Source organism: Enterovibrio coralii (genome assembly GCF_001559595.1).
Taxonomy (GTDB): Bacteria; Pseudomonadota; Gammaproteobacteria; order Enterobacterales; family Vibrionaceae; genus Enterovibrio; species Enterovibrio coralii.
On sequence record NZ_LNTY01000055.1, the window covers coordinates 64,339 to 82,662 of the forward strand.

The window sequence follows — 18,324 nt, forward strand, 5'->3', positions numbered from 1 at the left end:
GGCTATGCTCAGCAACTACAGGCAAGTAAGCATCAGGTTTAGAGAGGGCTTGATGATAGTCGCACTCTGGTTTGGACTGGCCATGTCGGCACACGCTCTGTCATATGACCGCATTCAAGAACGGGGTGAAATTCACATCGCCGTCTACGCGGACTTTCCTCCTATTCGTTTACAGACAACAACGGCGAACCTGCGGGTATTGATATCGAACTGGCGAATGCATTGGCGAAAGGACTCAATGTCGACTTGACACTTCATTGGATGACACCCGATGAAACGCTGGAAGATGACATGCGCAACTACGTTTGGAAAGGCATGAACTTGACCAGTGAAGACGGGCGACGCATCAAAGCCGATGTCATGTTGCGTGTGCCTTACGACAGAGAGTTTGCCATGCAGCGCGATGATGTTGGGCATCCTGCGCATGAACGTGTGCACATGTTCGCGCCGTATCAGAAGGAGCGTTGGCGTATGGCGTATGACGCCAACAAGCTCGATGCACCAAAAACCGCCGCCCGATTTATGTATCACCCTGTTGGCGTGGAAGTCGATACCGTGCCGCAGTTCTATCTCACCACAGCCTTTGGTGGTCGCCTTCGTGAAAACAGCCGCACCTATCCCTCAGTGTCTGATGCCTACGCCGCTCTTGGTCGCGACGTATCCATCGTGATGGGCATGAGCTCGCAACTGGAGTGGCTGCAAACACAAAACGCATCGGCAACAGATGCGAACGCTTCTCTCACCGAGCTTGCTTTCCCGCTCTTAGGTCGCTCGAACTGGGAGATTGGGATGGCAGTGCAAACCGAATATCGTCAGCTGGCTTATGCACTGGAAGACATTGTAATGGCACACATTCAAAACGGTGACTTCGTCCGTTGGGGCGAGAAGTATGGCGTGGATTACCGCTTGCCAGCTCGCTTTCAAACCGCAACTGAAGGCACAGAGGCCATTGCTCAAACCCCTTAACTTGAACGCCTGTCATCCGAACCGTTACCTGAATTACAAACCCTATAAGGACAGTCGGGGTAGCACAGGCAGGAACCCGCTAACGAGCACAAAGGCTTGAAGGCAATTAGCCAATAAAGAGGTATCCCTATGACCGTTATGTCGTTCAAACGGTGCGGATTATTCGCCGCGCTTTCGCTCGCTCTCGCTGCATCACCTGTGTATGCCGGTGTCACTGACGAGGACATTCAAGCTGATCAGATGACCGTGGATGACGTGGTGACCTACGGCATGGGCTTGCGCGGACAGCGTTACAGTCCGCTGGAAACCATCAACAAAGACACGGTCGCGGAAATTCGTCCCGTTTGGGGCTTCTCGCTGGGCGGTGAAAAACAGCGTGGACAAGAAAGCCAGCCGATGATCAAAGACGGTGTCATGTACATTACAGGATCTTACTCTCGTGTGTATGCCATGGATGCCAAAACCGGCGAAGAGCTTTGGCAATATGACGCGCGCCTGCCAGATGGGATCATGCCTTGCTGTGATGTGATCAACCGTGGTGTGGCACTCTACGACGATCTGGTAATCTTCGGCACCTTAGACGCTAAGCTGGTGGCACTGGATGCCAAAACGGGCAAGGTTCGCTGGAAGAAAACTGTCGATAACTACCAAGATGGTTACTCGATCACGGCGGCACCCATCGTGGTGAAAGGCAATGTGATCACCGGGGTATCGGGCGGTGAATTTGGGATCATTGGTAAAGTGAGGGCCTACGATGCCAAGACAGGCAAGCTGGTGTGGGAACGTCCGACCGTTGAAGGCCACATGGGCTATGTCTGGAAAGACGGCAAGAAAATCGAAAACGGTATTTCCGGCGGTGCGCCCGGGAAAACCTGGCCCGCGGATCTTTGGAAAAGTGGCGGGGCAGCCCCTTGGTTAGGCGGTACGTATGATGCTGATACCGACTTGCTGTTCTTTGGCACGGGTAACCCTGCACCTTGGAACTCTCACATGCGTCCGGGCGATAACCTCTTTTCTTCTTCTCGTCTTGCGATAGACCCGGATGACGGCAAGATTGTTTGGCACTTCCAAACCACGCCGCATGATGGCTGGGACTTTGATGGGGTGAACGAGCTGATTGCCTTTGATTACGACCAAGATGGCAAGATAGTTAAAGCAGCCGCGACCGCTGACCGCAACGGTTTCTTCTACGTGCTTAATCGCACCAACGGTGAGTTCATTCGCGGCTTCCCGTTTGTCGACAAAATTAGTTGGGCGTCAGGCTTGATGATAAAGGCCGCCCGCTTTACGTCGACGCCAACCGTCCGGGTAACCCGACTGCCTCGAATGACGGCAAAAAAGGTCAAACCGTGATTGCTGCGCCGTCTTTCCTTGGCGGTAAAAACTGGATGCCCATGGCGTACAGTCCGAAATCAGGCCTTTTCTATGTGCCATCAAACGAGTGGCAAATGGACATTTGGAACGAGCCTGTGGCCTACAAAAAAGGCGCGGCGTACCTCGGTGCAGGCTTCACCATCAAATCAATCAATGACGATTACATTGGTGTGCTGAGAGCCTATGACCCGAAAACCGGCGAACGTGTTTGGGAATACAAAAACTACGCGCCGCTTTGGGGCGGCGTCATGACGACCGCGGGGGGGCTTGTGTTCACGGGTAATCCCGAAGGGTATCTGATGGCCTTTGACGATAAAACGGGCGAGTTGCTTTACAAGTTCAACACTGGCTCTGGCATTGTCGGCACGCCTGTGACCTGGGAGATGGATGGCGAACAATACATCTCAGTCCTCTCAGGTTGGGGTGGCGCGGTGCCGCTGTGGGGCGGTGACGTGGCCAAGCGCGTGAAAAGCTTCAACCAAGGTGGCATGGTCTGGACATTTAAGCTGCCGAAACAAAGTTAGTTCGCGTTTTACTGAATCCATGCCGGGCTCTCGCCCGGCATGCGGCGATCAGGAGAAAGCATCATGTCGGAGTTCTCTAAGTTAAAGGTATCCGAGTTAAAGTTACCCAAATTAAACACCGTATGCATTGCCACACCGTCAGTGATTGGCCCTCGCAGTGTATCGACAGGCATTGTGAAGCCGCCAGTTGAAGGGCAAGTCCAAGTCGAAGAAATGGGGCTGGAAGGTGATTTTCAGGTCGACAGTCGTGTACACGGAGGGCTGGATAAAGCTGTCTATCAATTCCCGTTTGAAACCTACGCCACTATGTCTGAGGCGTTGCCGCATCTGGCGCAGCGATTCTTATCACCTTGCGTGGGAGAGAACTTTTCTTCCACAGGCATGACGGATGAGACTGTTTTTGTGGGCGATATCTACCGCGTAGGCACGGCATTACTGCAAGTCAGCCAGCCTCGCATGCCGTGCTGGAAGCTCAATCAGCACGTCGGTAACAGTCATGTCATGGCGATGTTGGTCTCTTTGAAACGCACGGGTTGGTACTACCGTGTGTTGGAAACAGGACACGTTGAGGCTGGAAACGCATTCATACTGGAAGACAGATTACAGGACGCATGGACCGTTGAAGCCATCTGGACACATTGGCTCGACCTGCGGGCGCAGAAAAAGCAGGTTGTGGGTTCCGTCCCTGTGCCCGGTCTCTCCACTCAGTGGCGATTTGACTGGTGAAAGTGCTTATTTATCAATAATTTTGTCAGTAATGCAGCTCCGCGAAAAACCTCCGTCGAAAGTATGAGATTTTGTCGACCAAGGGGTGATGGTGAGAACGGTTCGGTCTTCTTACTCTTTATGTTAAGCGCCTGACGTCGTCCCCAAGTGTGGGCACTTCAGGGATGAAACAAGGAACAACGCCAACATACAGAGGTGGAAAATGATTTACGCAAAACCGAATACCGACGGAGCTGTCGTTAATTTTAAGGCGCGTTATGGAAACTACATCGGCGGTGATTGGGTCCCGCCTGTTAAAGGGCAGTACTTCACCGATACGTCGCCTTGTACAGGCGATCCGATCGCAGAGATCCCACGTTCCAGTGCTGAAGACATTGAGCTCGCTCTCGACGCCGCTCATCAAGCAAAAGCCGCTTGGGGGGCTACCTCGGTTACTGAACGTTCCAACATCCTGCTCAAAATCGCTGATCGCATCGAAGCCAACCTTGAGTATCTTGCCGTCGCTGAAACCTGGGAAAATGGCAAGGCTGTGCGCGAAACCCTTGCCGCTGACATCCCGCTTTGTGTCGACCACTTCCGCTACTTTGCAGGGGCGATTAGGGCGCAAGAGGGTTCTACGGCTGAAATTGATGCCAATACCGTGGCCTACCACATCCATGAGCCCCTTGGTGTCGTGGGACAAATCATCCCGTGGAACTTCCCGCTCTTGATGGCGGCATGGAAAATTGCACCCGCACTGGCCGCCGGCAACTGTATCGTATTAAAACCCGCTGAACAGACACCAACCACGATTCTCCTGTTGCTGGAAATTGTCGGTGATCTGCTGCCACCGGGTGTGCTGAATGTGGTTAACGGTATGGGCCCAGAAGCGGGTCAGGCACTGGCAACCTCTAACCGTATCGCGAAGATTGCGTTCACCGGCTCTACTGCCATTGGTAATCATGTCCTTCGCTGCGCGGCAGACAACCTTATCCCATCGACCGTTGAGCTCGGCGGTAAATCACCAAATATTTACTTTGAAGATGTGATGGATCAGGAAGAAGAGTTCATCAGTAAAGCCGTTGAGGGGTGTGTGCTGGCGTTCTTCAACCAAGGTGAGGTGTGTACCTGTCCGTCTCGTCTTCTGGTGCAGGAAAGCATTTACGAAGAGTTCATCGCCCGCGTGATTGAACGCGCCAATGCCATCAAACACGGCAACCCGCTCGATACCGAAACGCAGGTGGGTGCGCAAGCGTCTGATGAGCAATTCGACAAGATCATGGGTTACCTCGATATCGGCCGCGCAGAAGGTGCAGAGGTGCTGCTAGGTGGTCAATCCGCTGACTTTGGTGGCGGATACTACGTTCAGCCAACCATCTTGAAAGGCGAGAACCACATGCGCGTCTTCCAAGAAGAAATCTTTGGCCCGGTTGTCAGTGTGGTGACGTTCAAAGATGAAGCGGAAGCACTGGCGATTGCGAACGATACCGAATATGGCTTGGGTGCAGGTCTTTGGACCCGCGACATGAACCGCGCTTACCGTATGGGGCGTGCCATTCAAGCGGGTCGTGTGTGGACCAACTGTTACCACCTCTACCCAGCACATGCTGCATTCGGTGGTTACAAGAAATCAGGTATCGGCCGCGAGACACACAAAATGATGTTGGATCATTATCAGCAGACCAAAAACCTGCTGGTGAGCTACGACATCAATCCACTGGGTTTCTTCTAGTCCTTCGTCCTTGTCCGTCTGAACGATGGCAGTGTGAACCTCCCGACGCTGTCGGAAACAGACGTATTGCGGGGCCGTCAGCCCCGCTTTTTTCATCTGAAGGTTATCGAGTAACTCAAGCCTTCAACGTTGTGCTTGTTTCGCGGGGTTGTCATGCAGTGGCGCAGTACCTGGTTAATCTGGCTTTTGCTCATGTTGTTGCCGTTTTTTGTCTCCGCAGAATGGCTGGAATTGAGCGAAGAAGCTGAAGCACTTTTCCCCAGCGCAACGCGCATGAAAGCCTCTGAAGACCACCTTCCCGTTACCGACATCTACCAACTCGACCAACCTCTGGGGTATGTGTTTGAAACGGACGACCTGACTGATTTTCCGGGCTTTTCTGGCGAGAGCATCAACCTGCGTATGGGGCTCGACACCGAAGGGCGCATTGTGGGCTTAGTGTTGCTTCGCCATCATGAACCGATATTTCTTCATGGCTTAGGCGAGGCGTCGTTGCTGGATTTTATTGACCAGTATCGAGGTTTATCCTTAAACAGCAGGTGTTTGTTGGGGACAATCAGCCCAGAATCGAAAGTGACAACATTGCATATTTTGATGGCGTTACGAAAGCGACCGTCTCCGTGCTAGTGGTGCACGACACCATTTTGGCTGCGGCGAGAAAAGTGGCGCAGGCGCGGCTGGCAGGCTTTGGTTCTGCCACCAAAGCCAAACTCAATATGGAGCTCTTTGAGCCCAAGGCGTTAGGCCATCTTTTAGAACAAGGCTATGTCCACCAGTGGACGGTCAGCGACAGTGAAGCAGCCAGTCTGCTTGATAAAGATATTGGCCTGCTTGAGGATGCGCGAGACAACGAGTACGCAGACAATGCGCCCTTTATTGACCTATCAATGGCAGTGCTTAACGCGCCCTCGATTGGCATCAATGTGTTGGGTGAAGACGAGTATCTTCGCATTATGGATGCGCTTGCACCTGGTGAGGTGGCCGTGCTGGTTGGCTCAAGTGGCGGTTATCAATTGGTGAGCGATGATTTTGTCAGAGGCACCACGCCGACGCGCTTTACCTTATCTCAAGCGGGGAGCCCGCTGCCGCTCAGAGACTCGGATCTTTACCACATCTCTGATCCTTCTTTTTCGTCTCCGCTGCTCGATTTTGATCAGGTCTACATCTTCACGTTTTCTGACCAAAACGGCTTTGATCCTTCTGTGCCGCTTACCGTGGGTATGCGGGTGCAGCTTCGAAAGAATTTCCTTGAATACGAATGGGCAGAAACCTACACCCGCTTTTCATTGCCCGACTCTTTGCTGGTGGCTGTTGACCCCCCGCCGAAGCCGCTTCCTTTGTGGCATCGTATTTGGCTCGACCGACAAATTGAGCTTGCCGTTCTTGCCGTGTATCTCCTGATTCTTGCTGGTGTGTTTACTTTTCAGCATCGGCTGTCTGGTTACGGAAAATACTTGGCACCAGTGCGCTTTGCCGCATTGGCTTTCGTGGTGTTCTTTATTGGTTTTTATGCGCAGGGGCAGCTGTCGGTCGTCAATATTTACACCTTACTGCTCTCACTATGGCAAGGCTTTGACATCAAGGTGTTTCTTCTCGATCCCGTTTTATTTGTGCTCTGGAGCTTTGTTTTCGTGAGCCTCTTTTTATGGGGGAGAGGGCTGTTTTGCGGCTGGCTTTGCCCATTTGGCGCGATGCAAGAGGCGGTAGCCGCCATTGCCGACAAGCTTCGGCTTCGGCAATGGAGCATCGATGAAGCCTTACATAACAGGCTTATCTATCTTAAATACATCATCCTGCTGGTGTTGGTCGGCACGGCGTTCTTCAGCCTGTCTCTTGCCGAAACCATGGCGGAGATTGAGCCGTTCAAGACCGCCGTCACCTTGATCTTTGAGCGCAGTTTTCCCTTCGTGGCTTACGCTGTGCTGTTGCTGCTCCTTAGCGCGCGGGTGCACAAAGCCTATTGCCGTTATCTCTGCCCACTCGGTGCTGGCCTTGCTGTACTGGGGCGTTTTCGTGTTTTCAGTTGGTTGCCACGGCGCAGTGAATGCGGCAGCCCTTGTCGGCTATGTGAAAAAAGCTGCGGTATTCATGCCATGCGAAAACAGGCGAGATTGATTACAACGAGTGCATTCAATGCCTTGAATGTGCAGCGATTTACCAAGATGACAATCGCTGTGTGGCGCAGCGATACGGCAAGCGAAAACGCAAACAAAAGCAGGTGGAAGTGTTGAATGTGTCGGTTTGATGCTGCCGTTCAAAAGACTTTTGCCAGCGAGAGTGTCTTAGAAAAGGGAATTCATCACAAAGTAGGATTGGTACTTTTAAAGAGAAGGCTAGGCTATCTAAGAGGCAAGAAATGCCTCGTTGTATCTGGATACAAGGAGTAAAGCTTATGTGGAAAAAACCCAGCTACACCGAACTCAGACTCGGCTTCGAAGTCACTTTGTACATCAGCAACCGCTGAGTCTGCGTGAAAATGGGATGAGGCCAGCCCCGGACTCATCCCTTTTTTATTTTTTAGGCCATTCTTTCTTTATAAAAACAAATGGGGCAGTGTGTTGAAGGGAGTAATCGATGCAGATTGTAGTACTAGGTTCAGCAGCTGGCGGTGGGTTTCCTCAGTGGAATTGCCATTGCAGAATGTGTCAGTCCGTCCGCAATGGCACCAGTCGTGCCCAGCCTCGCACCCAAAGTTCGATTGCCGTCAGTGATGACGGGGAAAACTGGGTGATCATCAACGCGTCTCCCGACATTCGCCAACAAATTAATGCGTCACCGCAACTGGCCAAAGCCTCGGGCGCGAGAGGCTCAGGGGTTCGTGCGGTGATCGTGACGGACGCGCAAATCGATCACACCACGGGTCTGTTGATCTTGCGTGAGGGCTTACCCCTCGACCTGTATTGCACCAAAGAAGTGGCGGATGAACTCAGCACCAGCTACCCGATCCTGTCCATGATGAAGCATTGGGAAGGCGGTTATCGCACCACCACGGTCGACCCAGCATCTCCAGAGGGTTGGCAAATTCCCAGTGTGCCTTCGCTACGTTTTGTGCCGATCGTGTTGGACTCCAATGCGCCGCCATTTTCCCCTTATCGCGACCGTCCTCGTCCGGGCGACAACATTGGTTTGCAGATTGTTGATACCCGTACAGGCGCATCCTTGTTTTATGCGCCGGGATTAGCATCCCCAGCCCCTGCGGTATTGCGTGCCATGGATAACGCCGATTGCGTCATGATGGACGGCACCTTGTGGACGGATGATGAAATGATCCGTGAAGGGCTCGGTACGTCGCTTGGCAGTGAAATGGGGCACCTTTCAGTGTCAGGTGACGATGGCATGTTGGCCTTGTTGGCAAACTTCAGTAAGCCGCGCAAAGTGCTGATTCATATAAACAATACAAATCCCATTCTCGACCCCGACTCCCCAGAATACCACGCAGTATTAGCGGCGGGCGTTGAGGTCGCGTTTGATGGCATGGAAATCCATATTTAGGAGGGGTGATGAGCAAGGCAATGAGTAGAGAGGAATTCCAACACAAGTTGTTGGAAAAAGGGCAGTACTACCATATCCATCATCCCTTTCATAAAGCCATGTACAGCGGACAGTGCACCAAGCAGCAAATCCGCATGTGGGTGGCGAACCGCTTTTACTATCAAACCTCGATTCCAGTGAAGGACGCGGCCATTTTAGCGAACTGTCGTGACCCTGATATCCGTCGCGAATGGGTGCAACGTATTCTCGATCACGACGGGCATAAATCGCTGGATTGCAAATGGGGTGGCATTGAAGCTTGGTTGAGATTGGCCGAAGCCGTTGGTCTCGACAGGCAGGAAGTGATTGAAGAAAAGTGGGTGCTACCTGGCGTGCGCTTTGCCGTGGATGCTTACGTCAATTTTGCTCGTCGAGCGACTTGGCAAGAAGCGGCGTGTTCGTCTCTCACCGAACTTTTTGCGCCAGAGATCCATCAATCTCGTCTTGATTCGTGGCCTGAGCATTACCAATGGATCGATCCAGAAGGACTCACCTATTTCCGCCAGCGACTTAGCCAAGCAAGGCGCGATGTGCAGCATGGTCTGGCGATCACGCTTGATCATTTTAAGACCGCTGAGCAGCAAGCGCGCGCATTGAATATACTTCAATTTAAGCTCGATATTTTGTGGTCACTGCTCGATGCCATCAGCATGGCGTATGAGTTTGAACGTCCGCCTTATGTTGGGATCACCGAAGAGCCCGTTTGGCATCATGCATTAGACAGATAAGGAGAGCGTGTTATGGATGAGGTCGTTTTGCAGCGTAATCCGCTTTTCCGTCTTCAGTTTGAAAAAGCGCAGGATTGCCACGTGCTTTTGTTCCCCGAGGGGATGGTAAAACTCAGTGACAGTGCCGCTGAAATCTTGCAGCAATTTGAAGAGCCCAGTTCTGTCGATGCGGTGATCACCCGACTAGAAACCAAGTTTCCTGGCGTCGAGCTGGCGCAAGATGTCAGAGAGTTTGTGGAGGTCGCCCGTGACAAAAAATGGCTCGAACTCCATTAATCCGCCCCTGTGGCTGTTAGCTGAGCTGACGTATCGCTGCCCGTTGCATTGTGCGTATTGCTCGAATCCGGTCAACCTTGGCGATCCTGACGATGAGCTTTCCACCGAACAATGGAAGCGTGTCCTAGAGCAAGGGCGAGAGTTAGGGGCAGTGCAGCTTGGCTTCTCTGGCGGTGAGCCGTTGCTTCGCAAAGATCTTGAAGAGCTGGTGGCGCATGCCCATCAGCTTGGTTATTACACCAACCTCATCACCTCCTCGGTCGGTATGACAGAAAAACGCATTGAAGCGTTAAAGCTGGCAGGGCTCGATCATATCCAGATCAGCTTCCAGTCTGCAGATCCCGATCTCAACGATGCCATCGCGGGCAAGCGAAACGCTTTTCAGCACAAAAAAGCCATGTTCAAGGCGGTGAAGGATCATGGGTTTCCCATGGTGATGAACGCGGTGATCACGCGGCAAAATATCGAGTCCATTGAAGCCATCATGGCACTTGCTATCGAGCTTGATGCGGATTATGTGGAGCTAGCAACGTCGCAATACTACGGCTGGGCACTGCACAATCGCGATGCTCTTCTGCCATCTCGTGAACAGATTGAGCGGGCAGAAAATCAGGTCAACGCCCTGCGTGACAGGCAGCAAGGCGTTGGACCCAAGTTCATTTTTGTCACGCCCGATTACCATGAAGATCGGCCTAAGCCTTGTATGAGCGGCTGGGGAAACATCTTTCTGAACGTCGCGCCGGATGGAAAAGCCTTGCCTTGCCACAGCGCAGCCATGCTGGATTTGCCGCACCCAAACGTGAAAGATCACTCAATTTCTGACATCTGGTATGACTCGGAGAGCTTTAATCGCTTCCGTGGATTTGACTGGATGCCCGAACCTTGCCGAAGCTGTAATGAGAAGGAAAAAGATTTCGGCGGCTGTCGTTGTCAGGCGTTGTTGCTAACCGGGGATCCGGCCAATGCGGATCCTGTCTGTAGTAAGTCACCGCATCATCATGTGATCGAAGAGGCTGTGCACAGAGCCAATCAAAGTTGCCACAGCGAAGCACTGGCAAGAACCGTGAAGAACAGCCAACTGATCCTGTCCGTAAAACCGTGAGGGAATTGAATGGCGAAACCGCATCCTGCTGCTCCAGACTGGTTGTTGCTGCCGCCAGAGCAACAACAGTTGGAAACGGGGTGGGTAGGGTATCAACACACCAGCGGCATGTTGCATTGGCACCATGCCTCTTCCGATGAGGATCGTCTCAGCGCCTCCATCATCATTCCAACGCCCGTCAACGACGATAGCGGGATCACCCATGCGCTCGAACATATGGTTCTGCGCGGATCGATGCGCTATCCGGATCCTGAAACCTTTTTGACCTTGCGATCAGAGCTTGCGCTGATCGAGTTCAATGCCACCACCAAGCTCGAAAGTACCCGTTTTCATTTGTCAGGCTACGATCCTACCTCGGTACTTCGTGGGATCGGTTTTTTCGCAGACAGCGTCTTTTCGCCGCAACTGACAGATGAGGATTTCGAGGAAGAGATCATCCGCGAGCAGGGTAACAGCTTTGACGGTGCCTTGTACCGCGAGCTTGAAGAGTACATCAGCTATCCCACGTTTCGAGAATCTATCGTTCGCGCCAAGCACAGCGCGCCGAAAGCGGCATTGTTTGGCGGTATGCCAGATACGCTGCCTGAGCTCGATATATTGGCACTGCGGCGCTATCACCATCAGTATTACCGCCCAGAGCGCGCCATGATCATCACCGCGGGTTCTTGGCCCATGGTGGCATTGTGGCGTCAGGTGTCGAAAGCACTTGAGGGCGTGGGCGACGCCTTGCCTATGCCGTCTTCGGATTTTTGTTATGAAAGCCATTACCTCGACGATGACTTTCCAGAGATTGAAACCTTGCCCTACACACCCGAGTGGGCGGCGATCCTCCATCCGTCTTTAAGCACCTTTCGAAGTCAGCAGAAATTGCAGGATATAGGTGCAACCCTGCTCCCACTGATGAGCGATTTTCAACCGACACCCGCACTGCGTTTTGTGGTATCGCCGTCGACCGATATGGACCGATTGCATTTGTTGGTTGAGGAGATGCAGCGGCGGATACCTTCCAAACGCGCAGCGTGGCAATCGGGTTATTTCGCTATCCAGCAAGGCCGAGACATGGTGAACCGTTACGGTGATGGACTGCAGCGGCTCTATCATGACTTTTCCATCACGCCGTTTGCGCCTGAGTTTCTGCAAGGCAAGCAGAGCAATGACGTGCTGAATGTCCCTTGCATCCAAGACGCCGAGCAAAACAGAGAGTGGATATCCCCTTGTCAGCCGCTGAGAAGAATGGCGATTTTGTGTCGCTGTAATGCCCGCGATGAAGAGACCAAGGAAAGCCTAAAACGCTGGCTGGTGCTTTGTCAGCAACGTACCTTGCGTTGGGCATGGATGCAGAACAAACCCATGCTGGGGTCAATGGGCGAATGGCTTTGCGCTAACTCGCTGGTGTTGGGGTACACAGTAGATTTGCGTTCATCTGACGTGCGTGCGCTTCGCCATTTTTGGCATAACACACTGAGCGATTCGGAAATCAGTGCCATTGATGGTGACTGGCAACATACTCCAGACGGTATGGTGTTCACCGGCACTAAGAGTGAGCCAGTCTTTCGCACGGGAACCATCATGCAAGCCATCGCGATGACGAGCATGCCATGCATGTGACCTTGGCGTTTCCACATACCATAGAGGCTGGTGCCATTGCGGTGTTAGGGCAGGCAGTGATGGCACATCATTGGTGAAAAAGCGGCGTTTGGGTGGACGCTGTTATAGCTATGGTGTGGGACTGGATTTGATGAACTATGAGCTGACCTTCGATACTGTTTCTGATGGCGATCCTAGTGTCAGCTTTATCGCATTACTCAGAGCGTTTGAGACGCTCGCCAAACCCATGGATGAGCAGCAATTTGAAAAAGCCTGCAAAGGTGGGTTAGGACTGGTTTCATCCCGTTACAACAAGTCGCAGGCGCGGTTTCACCGAGCGTTGTTGAGCATGGTGGGACTGTCTGCGGCAGTAGATTTCGCAAGTATCACACCGAACACCCTTGCCCAACTCGCCACTAAAGTGCTCTATGCCCTCAAGCACCCCACCGTGCACTGAAATCAGAAAGACGTGATGCTTTAGCGTTTTAGATAGCGGTCAAAGTCGATGTTAGTGACACCCACCACGGCTTGAATACGGTTGTGAACTCCGAGTTTTTTGAGGATCGCAGACACATGCGATTTCACGGTGGTTTCTGAGATATTGAGATCGTAGGCGATCTGTTTGTTCGCTGCGCCTTGTGCCATGGATTTCAATACCAGCAACTGGCGGCGTGTCAGCGTGTGTAGCATCTCAGGCGAAAACTGTGGTTCCTCGCGGCGGTGGATGCTGTCTTTCTCGCTTTCGGCGCGGATGATATCGGCTGGCAAATACACGTGCCCATCTAAGATCTGCTCAAACGCTTCACGCATTTTTTCCTTCGGCGCACTTTTGGCAATGAAGCCCACCGCGCCATAGGCGATGGTTTGCAAAATGATCTGCTTGTTGGTTTCTGCTGAGATGATGGCGACAGGGATGGTAGGGTATTGATTTCTTAGCTCAAGCAAGCCTTTGAGACCCGCCATGCCGGGCATGTTGAGGTCGAGCAAGACAAGGTCGAGATCTTGATGATCTCGGACTGCTTCTAATGTTCTTTCAATGTCTTCAGACTGGATTATCTCGCAGTTCTCGAACCTTGCGCGGATCACCGCTACCAAAGCATCTCTGAACAACGGATGGTCATCAGCAACAAGAAACTTGTGCATGGCTCAATCCCTTATTTCTTCCCTACAACTGCCTCTCATCCAAAGAGGTCCGCGAAAGTTTTTATACCCTTGGGTATCTAGTACCTAATAAACAAGACCCTACAAGGTGAATGTCTATTCTCCAGTGTAGTGACCAGCGTACCACTTGTGACCTTTTATGTGTCACATTCTTGAAACTTTTGATCTGCTGGGTTTGCAAAATTGTAAAATTCCTCCTTTGGTAGGAGCGTTTCTCCGACGTTCAGGGCGTAAACTAAAGGCTGACAGTTTGAAGGGACACTCCCTTCAGTGAGCGGGAGAGGAAACATGGTCACACCAACATCCGCCAAACGCGAATCTGCCAAGGCGCATCATCAAGCGATTTTTAGTGCTGCGACTTATCAGCTGGAAGCGACGAAAGCGGCACGTGAATTGGCCACGCAGCTTGATCGCGAAGAAATTGGCTTTGTCCTGTTCTTTTGCTCCTCTGGCTATGACTTGAAAGCACTCGGCAAAGAGATGAAGCAAGCTTTCTCTCATTGTGACGTGATGGGCTGTACCTCGGCGGGAGAGATCACCGAGTCGGGGTATGCCAAAAGCAGCATTTCTGCCTTGGGCTTTTCGCGACGAGATTTTCAGGTCAGTGGGATGCGTGTGCCGCTGGAAGATTTCGACCTTCAATCGGCGCAGCTTTGTGTTACGTCTCTGATAGAGGCCTGCCAGAGCAACCAAAAAGCCCCCATCAACACTGGCTCGTTTGTGTTAACCCTGATTGATGGGTTGTCGCCAATTGAAGAGCGTTTCCTTGTGACCTTGGACACCGCACTTGGCCGCTTGCCGCACTTTGGCGGTTCAGCAGGTGATGACGTGAACCTTGCCAATACTCACGTCTACAGCGAAGGGGCGTTCCACACAGATTCAGCCATCGTGGTGATGTTCAACACCCACTGTCCATTTGAAGTGTTCACCACCCACCACATCGAAAGCCTGGATTCAAAACTTGTGGTGACACACGCCGATTGTAATGCTCGCCGCGTGTATGAGTTCAATGCAGAGCCCGCCGCCGCCGTTTATGCCCGTGAGATTGGCATAGACTTAAGTGAGCTGAGGCCAGAAATTTACGCTTTGCATCCGCTTGCCGTGTTGATTGGCGATCAGTATTACGTGCGTTCGATTCAGAAGGTTAATGAGGATCTGAGCCTCGATTTTTACTGTGCGGTGGACGACGGCATTGTGGTGACGGCAATGCGTCCGGGTGACATGTTTGCTGACATGGAAAGCAAGCTTGAAGCCATTGTATCTCGCGTGGGTGAGCCTGAATTGACCTTGGGGTGTGACTGCTTTCTTCGCCGATTAGAGATAGAGCAGACCATGACGCGAGACAGGGCGAAAGATATTTTCCGCCGTTTTCGTTTGTTGGGTTTTAACACCTATGGCGAGCAGCTTAATGGCATCCACATGAACCAGACACTGACAGGCGTGATGATAGGTCACCCACCAAGTGGTACCTCATGGGCAGCACCGTATCTCAATAAAAAGGCGGGTTGAATTGGCAGACAACGACAAGGATTTGGAAAAGCAGCTTGCTGAGTTAAAGGCCGAAAACGAGCGGCAGAAAAAGATGATTGATGCCTTGGTGCATCGCGTCGAGCAAGGCAGCAGCCCGCAGGTGGACGCTTGGGGGGCATTCCAACATTCTGTCGTGTTGGCCGATCAGGTGCGGGATAAAACCGAAGAACTCAACCAAGCGCTGCAATCTATCGAGTCCACCAACCGCCAATTGTCTCTCGCCAAATCACAAGCAGAGCAAGCCCACCAACGCTTTATCGACGCCATCGAGTCTATTTCTGACGGGTTTGCCTTGTATGGGCCAGACCGCGAACTCATCTATTCCAACAGTCGATTCCAACGTTACTGGCAAGACAATGCGGTGTCGTTAAATACGCCTTCTCTGACGCCGGAGAAAATCCGCAAGCTTGCCAAAGAGCACGGGCTCATCGTTCGTGAGATGCAAGGACGGCGCAACGGCCAAACCATCAAGATCCAAGGCAATCGCTGGTTGCAGGTCAAAGAGCGTGAAACCAGCGATGGTGGCTTGGTCATGCTCTACTCCGACATCACCCAGTTAAAGCTGGCTGAAACGGCACGCTTTGAAGCGGCAATGGCGGAGAAAAGCCGACTGCTGCAAGCCATGGTGGATAACCTTTCCCAAGGGGTTCTGATGGTGAACAAGGACGGCGTGGTGCAGGTGTTCAATCAGCGCTTTTTGGCGATATCCGGTTTTACACAAGAGCAGCTGACGGGCGTGAACATTGAAGCGTTAATGGGCGAGTCGCCAGTGACGCTTTGGCGCATCGGACGAGGAGGAAAGCTTCCCCCTGAGGGTGTGCGGGTGCAAACGCTACCCGATGGGCGCGTGATTGAGGTGCGAAGCCATGCCATGGATGAGGCGGACTACGTCAACACCTACACCGACATTACCCAGCGCTACCTTGATGCCAAAGAACTTCGCGAAACCGAGCAATGGCTTCGTCTGATCACGGATAACGTGCCTGCGCTTATCGCTTATGTGGGTGATGATCTTCGCTATCAATTTACGAACCGCGCTTATGACCAGTGGTATGGTTTTCCGCGCGGAGAGTTGATGGGAAAACACATCTCTTTTTCTCGCAGTGAGTCCAAGTTTGCGGCATTAAAGCCCTATGTCGACCGGGCATTGGCGGGCGAGTCTGTGGTGTTTGAAATTGAGGAAATCGATGCCAACGCCGGCCAAGATATGTGGTGAAAAGCTATGTCCCCAACCAATCGGCATCGGGCAAGATTGCGGGGCTTTTCGTCCTAAACTGGGACATCACGGAGCGCAGACAAAACGCCGAAGAGCTCGAAAGGGCATATCAAACGTTGGAACTTCGGGTGCAAGAGCGTACTGCCCAGCTTCAAGAATTGAATGATCAACTGATCGATGAAGTAGAAGAGCGGCGGATCGTGCAAGAAAGGTTGCTGGAAACCAAGCAAGAAGCTGAGCGCGCGAATCTCTCGAAAACTAAGTTTCTCGCCACCATCAGCCATGACTTGTTGCAACCGCTCAATGCGGCGCAATTGTATTTAGGGTCACTGCAAAGCCACCGCATGTCGCCTTCGGCGCGAAAGCTTGTCAGCTCCCTTACTCACTCGTTAGAGGATGTGGAGTCTCTCATCACGACCTTGGTTGAGATCTCTAAACTCGATGCAGGTGTCGTGCGGGCAGACAAGCAGTCTTTCCCGGTTCGAGAGTTGCTCGATAACATCGCTGACGATTTCACCCATGCCGCTGACGGAAGCCGAGTGGATGTGCGCTATGTACAAAGCTCTGCCTATGTGTACACAGATTCTCAATTGCTGGCGCGTATTATCCGAAACCTGATGACCAACGCGATTCGCTATACCAGTGAAGGCAAGATTTTACTGGGTTGTCGACGCTGTCGTGACGGCGTGCGTATTGAGGTGCTCGACACGGGCGTTGGCATTCCAGAAGACAAGAAGAAGGAAATTTTCCACGAGTTCAAACGCCTAACTAACGAGCACGACCATCACCATACTCAGCTCGGTTTGGGGCTGGCGATTGTCGATAAGATTGCGACCGTGCTCGGTCATTCTGTGTCTGTTGACTCAGAGCCTGGCAAAGGCTCTCGATTCTCTGTGTTGGTGCCGTATGGTAATCGGGAAACGCCAGTGGCACCCACCGTGGAAGCATTGGTGTCTGATGGTGGTGTCGTGCTTCAAGGTGCTCGCGTGTGGGTGGTGGACAATGACCAAAACATCTGCGACGCCATGGAAGGTTTACTTACGCGCTGGGGCTGTGAAGTGACGACAGCAGGTTCGCTTCAAGCCCTGCAAATTGGTCGCGACACGGTGAAAGACCCGGTTGAGCTCCTTATCGTCGACTATCACTTGGACACAGATCTGACTGGCCTGAACTTGGCGCAGATGCTTAATGCCCAGCGAATGCAGCCCGTGCCGACAGTGATAGTTACGGCTAATCGCAGTGAGGAGCTGCAGTATCAGGCGAGGGAGTTGGGCTACATGGTGTTGCATAAACCCGTCTCGCCCATGCGCCTTAAAATGACGCTTATCCATATGCTGAGCGGCGACAACCACTCCAGTGAATTCCCTAAAGCCGCCTCGGGCATGTCTCACAATCGATAAGGGCCTACGTGGCGTATCACTCTCCCGACGTCTAAGCTTAACCACATAATTACTAAAACTATCCAGCTTAAATCATTGATTTTACGGACTAGGATTGAGCAATGACAAAGAATGAACTGCGCTCGCTTTACAGTCAGCAAATGCTGGTGGAAGCGGTTGTCGAGCCGTCGCTGTCGAGTGATGGATGGATTGTAGAGTTTCGTCATGCCAGAGGCGGTTTAGTGCCGCTAACGGACGGAAACGGCATTGAGCAGTGTTTCGGTGATGTCGATATGGCGACCGAAAACGCGCTCGAAATCGGGTTTCATCAGGTGCGAATCGTCGACGCCTGATTATCGCTCCACCGCAATACTCTTTTCCTTCGCCGCGCTTTATCGGCCCTGCTGATAGCGCGATCCGGCTTTTCAGTCCAAATCTTCACGACTTACACCCACCTTGTTCTCTTATCGCTTTTTGTTCTAACCGAGAGTTATAAAACATGCGTTTCTATTA

At 52.3% G+C, this 18,324-nt stretch carries 15 protein-coding genes and 2 pseudogenes; 16 read left to right on the forward strand and 1 reads right to left on the reverse strand.

Annotated features, from left to right (window positions below; genetic code table 11):
- Window positions 1–222 precede the first annotated feature (222 nt).
- From ATN88_RS20490 to ATN88_RS27800, 12 genes and pseudogenes are all read left to right on the forward strand, one after another.
- Complete coding sequence (locus ATN88_RS20490; protein ID WP_232313447.1) at window positions 223–966, forward strand: amino acid ABC transporter substrate-binding protein; 744 nt, start codon at window positions 223–225, stop codon at window positions 964–966.
- Between the two features lie 129 nt (window positions 967–1,095).
- A pseudogene (locus tag ATN88_RS20495) lies at window positions 1,096–2,864 on the forward strand (PQQ-dependent methanol/ethanol family dehydrogenase).
- Between the two features lie 63 nt (window positions 2,865–2,927).
- The gene (locus tag ATN88_RS20500) at window positions 2,928–3,590 is read left to right on the forward strand and encodes an MOSC domain-containing protein (protein WP_067419482.1); all 663 of its coding nucleotides are present in this window, start codon (window positions 2,928–2,930) and stop codon (window positions 3,588–3,590) included.
- A gap of 202 nt (window positions 3,591–3,792) precedes the next feature.
- The gene (exaC, locus tag ATN88_RS20505; RefSeq protein WP_067419483.1) at window positions 3,793–5,301 is read left to right on the forward strand and encodes an acetaldehyde dehydrogenase ExaC; all 1,509 of its coding nucleotides are present in this window, start codon (window positions 3,793–3,795) and stop codon (window positions 5,299–5,301) included.
- Between the two features lie 153 nt (window positions 5,302–5,454).
- Window positions 5,455–7,546: pseudogene (locus ATN88_RS20510) on the forward strand (4Fe-4S binding protein).
- 147 nt (window positions 7,547–7,693) lie between these two features.
- Complete coding sequence (gene pqqA / locus ATN88_RS25665; protein ID WP_081796241.1) at window positions 7,694–7,765, forward strand: pyrroloquinoline quinone precursor peptide PqqA; 72 nt, start codon at window positions 7,694–7,696, stop codon at window positions 7,763–7,765.
- 110 nt (window positions 7,766–7,875) lie between these two features.
- Window positions 7,876–8,793: a pyrroloquinoline quinone biosynthesis protein PqqB gene (pqqB, locus tag ATN88_RS20515; protein WP_067419484.1), complete on the forward strand. Its 918-nt coding sequence runs from the start codon at window positions 7,876–7,878 to the stop codon at window positions 8,791–8,793.
- Window positions 8,794–8,801: 8 nt separating this feature from the next.
- A complete protein-coding gene (pqqC, locus tag ATN88_RS20520; protein WP_067419485.1) occupies window positions 8,802–9,560 on the forward strand; it encodes a pyrroloquinoline-quinone synthase PqqC in 759 nt (252 codons plus the stop codon).
- Between the two features lie 12 nt (window positions 9,561–9,572).
- Window positions 9,573–9,836 carry a pyrroloquinoline quinone biosynthesis peptide chaperone PqqD gene (pqqD, locus tag ATN88_RS20525; RefSeq protein ID WP_067419486.1) on the forward strand — a complete coding sequence of 88 codons (264 nt, stop codon included), beginning with the start codon at window positions 9,573–9,575 and terminating at the stop codon, window positions 9,834–9,836.
- Window positions 9,808–10,938: a pyrroloquinoline quinone biosynthesis protein PqqE gene (pqqE, locus tag ATN88_RS20530; RefSeq protein ID WP_067419487.1), complete on the forward strand. Its 1,131-nt coding sequence runs from the start codon at window positions 9,808–9,810 to the stop codon at window positions 10,936–10,938. The genes pqqD and pqqE overlap by 29 nt, the downstream gene beginning before the upstream one ends.
- A 9-nt stretch (window positions 10,939–10,947) precedes the next feature.
- Window positions 10,948–12,546: an insulinase family protein gene (locus tag ATN88_RS20535; protein ID WP_232313448.1), complete on the forward strand. Its 1,599-nt coding sequence runs from the start codon at window positions 10,948–10,950 to the stop codon at window positions 12,544–12,546.
- 73 nt (window positions 12,547–12,619) lie between these two features.
- Window positions 12,620–12,982, forward strand: coding sequence for a hypothetical protein (locus ATN88_RS27800; RefSeq protein WP_232313449.1), 363 nt, complete (start codon window positions 12,620–12,622; stop codon window positions 12,980–12,982).
- Between the two features lie 20 nt (window positions 12,983–13,002).
- On the opposite strand, the gene ATN88_RS20540 is transcribed toward ATN88_RS27800, so the two are convergent.
- On the reverse strand, window positions 13,003–13,668 hold the full coding sequence (locus ATN88_RS20540; protein WP_067419488.1) for a response regulator: 666 nt from the start codon (window positions 13,666–13,668) through the stop codon (window positions 13,003–13,005).
- Window positions 13,669–13,974: 306 nt separating this feature from the next.
- On the opposite strand from ATN88_RS20540, the gene nosP reads away from it, so the two are divergent.
- From nosP to ATN88_RS20555, 4 genes are all read left to right on the forward strand, one after another.
- Window positions 13,975–15,195 (forward strand): nitric oxide-sensing protein NosP, encoded by a 1,221-nt coding sequence (gene nosP / locus ATN88_RS20545; protein ID WP_067419489.1) that lies wholly within the window; start codon window positions 13,975–13,977, stop codon window positions 15,193–15,195.
- 1 nt (window position 15,196) lies between these two features.
- On the forward strand, window positions 15,197–16,432 hold the full coding sequence (locus tag ATN88_RS27805; protein ID WP_232313450.1) for a PAS domain S-box protein: 1,236 nt from the start codon (window positions 15,197–15,199) through the stop codon (window positions 16,430–16,432).
- Complete coding sequence (locus ATN88_RS27810; protein WP_232313451.1) at window positions 16,429–17,832, forward strand: ATP-binding response regulator; 1,404 nt, start codon at window positions 16,429–16,431, stop codon at window positions 17,830–17,832. Before ATN88_RS27805 ends, ATN88_RS27810 begins: the two co-directional genes overlap by 4 nt.
- A gap of 101 nt (window positions 17,833–17,933) precedes the next feature.
- On the forward strand, window positions 17,934–18,164 hold the full coding sequence (locus tag ATN88_RS20555; protein WP_067419490.1) for a thymidylate kinase: 231 nt from the start codon (window positions 17,934–17,936) through the stop codon (window positions 18,162–18,164).
- Window positions 18,165–18,324: the final 160 nt, after the last annotated feature.

Excerpts from the sequence above, each read along its gene's own strand:
- ATN88_RS20500 (WP_067419482.1), top strand. The coding sequence starts at position 2,928 with ATGTCGGAGTTCTCTAAGTTAAAGGTATCCGAGTTAAAGTTACCCAAA.
- exaC (WP_067419483.1), top strand. The coding sequence starts at position 3,793 with ATGATTTACGCAAAACCGAATACCGACGGAGCTGTCGTTAATTTTAAG.
- pqqB (WP_067419484.1), top strand. The coding sequence starts at position 7,876 with ATGCAGATTGTAGTACTAGGTTCAGCAGCTGGCGGTGGGTTTCCTCAG.
- pqqC (WP_067419485.1), top strand. The coding sequence starts at position 8,802 with ATGAGCAAGGCAATGAGTAGAGAGGAATTCCAACACAAGTTGTTGGAA.
- pqqD (WP_067419486.1), top strand. The coding sequence starts at position 9,573 with ATGGATGAGGTCGTTTTGCAGCGTAATCCGCTTTTCCGTCTTCAGTTT.
- ATN88_RS20535 (WP_232313448.1), top strand. The coding sequence starts at position 10,948 with ATGGCGAAACCGCATCCTGCTGCTCCAGACTGGTTGTTGCTGCCGCCA.
- ATN88_RS20540 (WP_067419488.1), bottom strand. The coding sequence starts at position 13,668 with ATGCACAAGTTTCTTGTTGCTGATGACCATCCGTTGTTCAGAGATGCT.
- nosP (WP_067419489.1), top strand. The coding sequence starts at position 13,975 with ATGGTCACACCAACATCCGCCAAACGCGAATCTGCCAAGGCGCATCAT.
- ATN88_RS20555 (WP_067419490.1), top strand. The coding sequence starts at position 17,934 with ATGACAAAGAATGAACTGCGCTCGCTTTACAGTCAGCAAATGCTGGTG.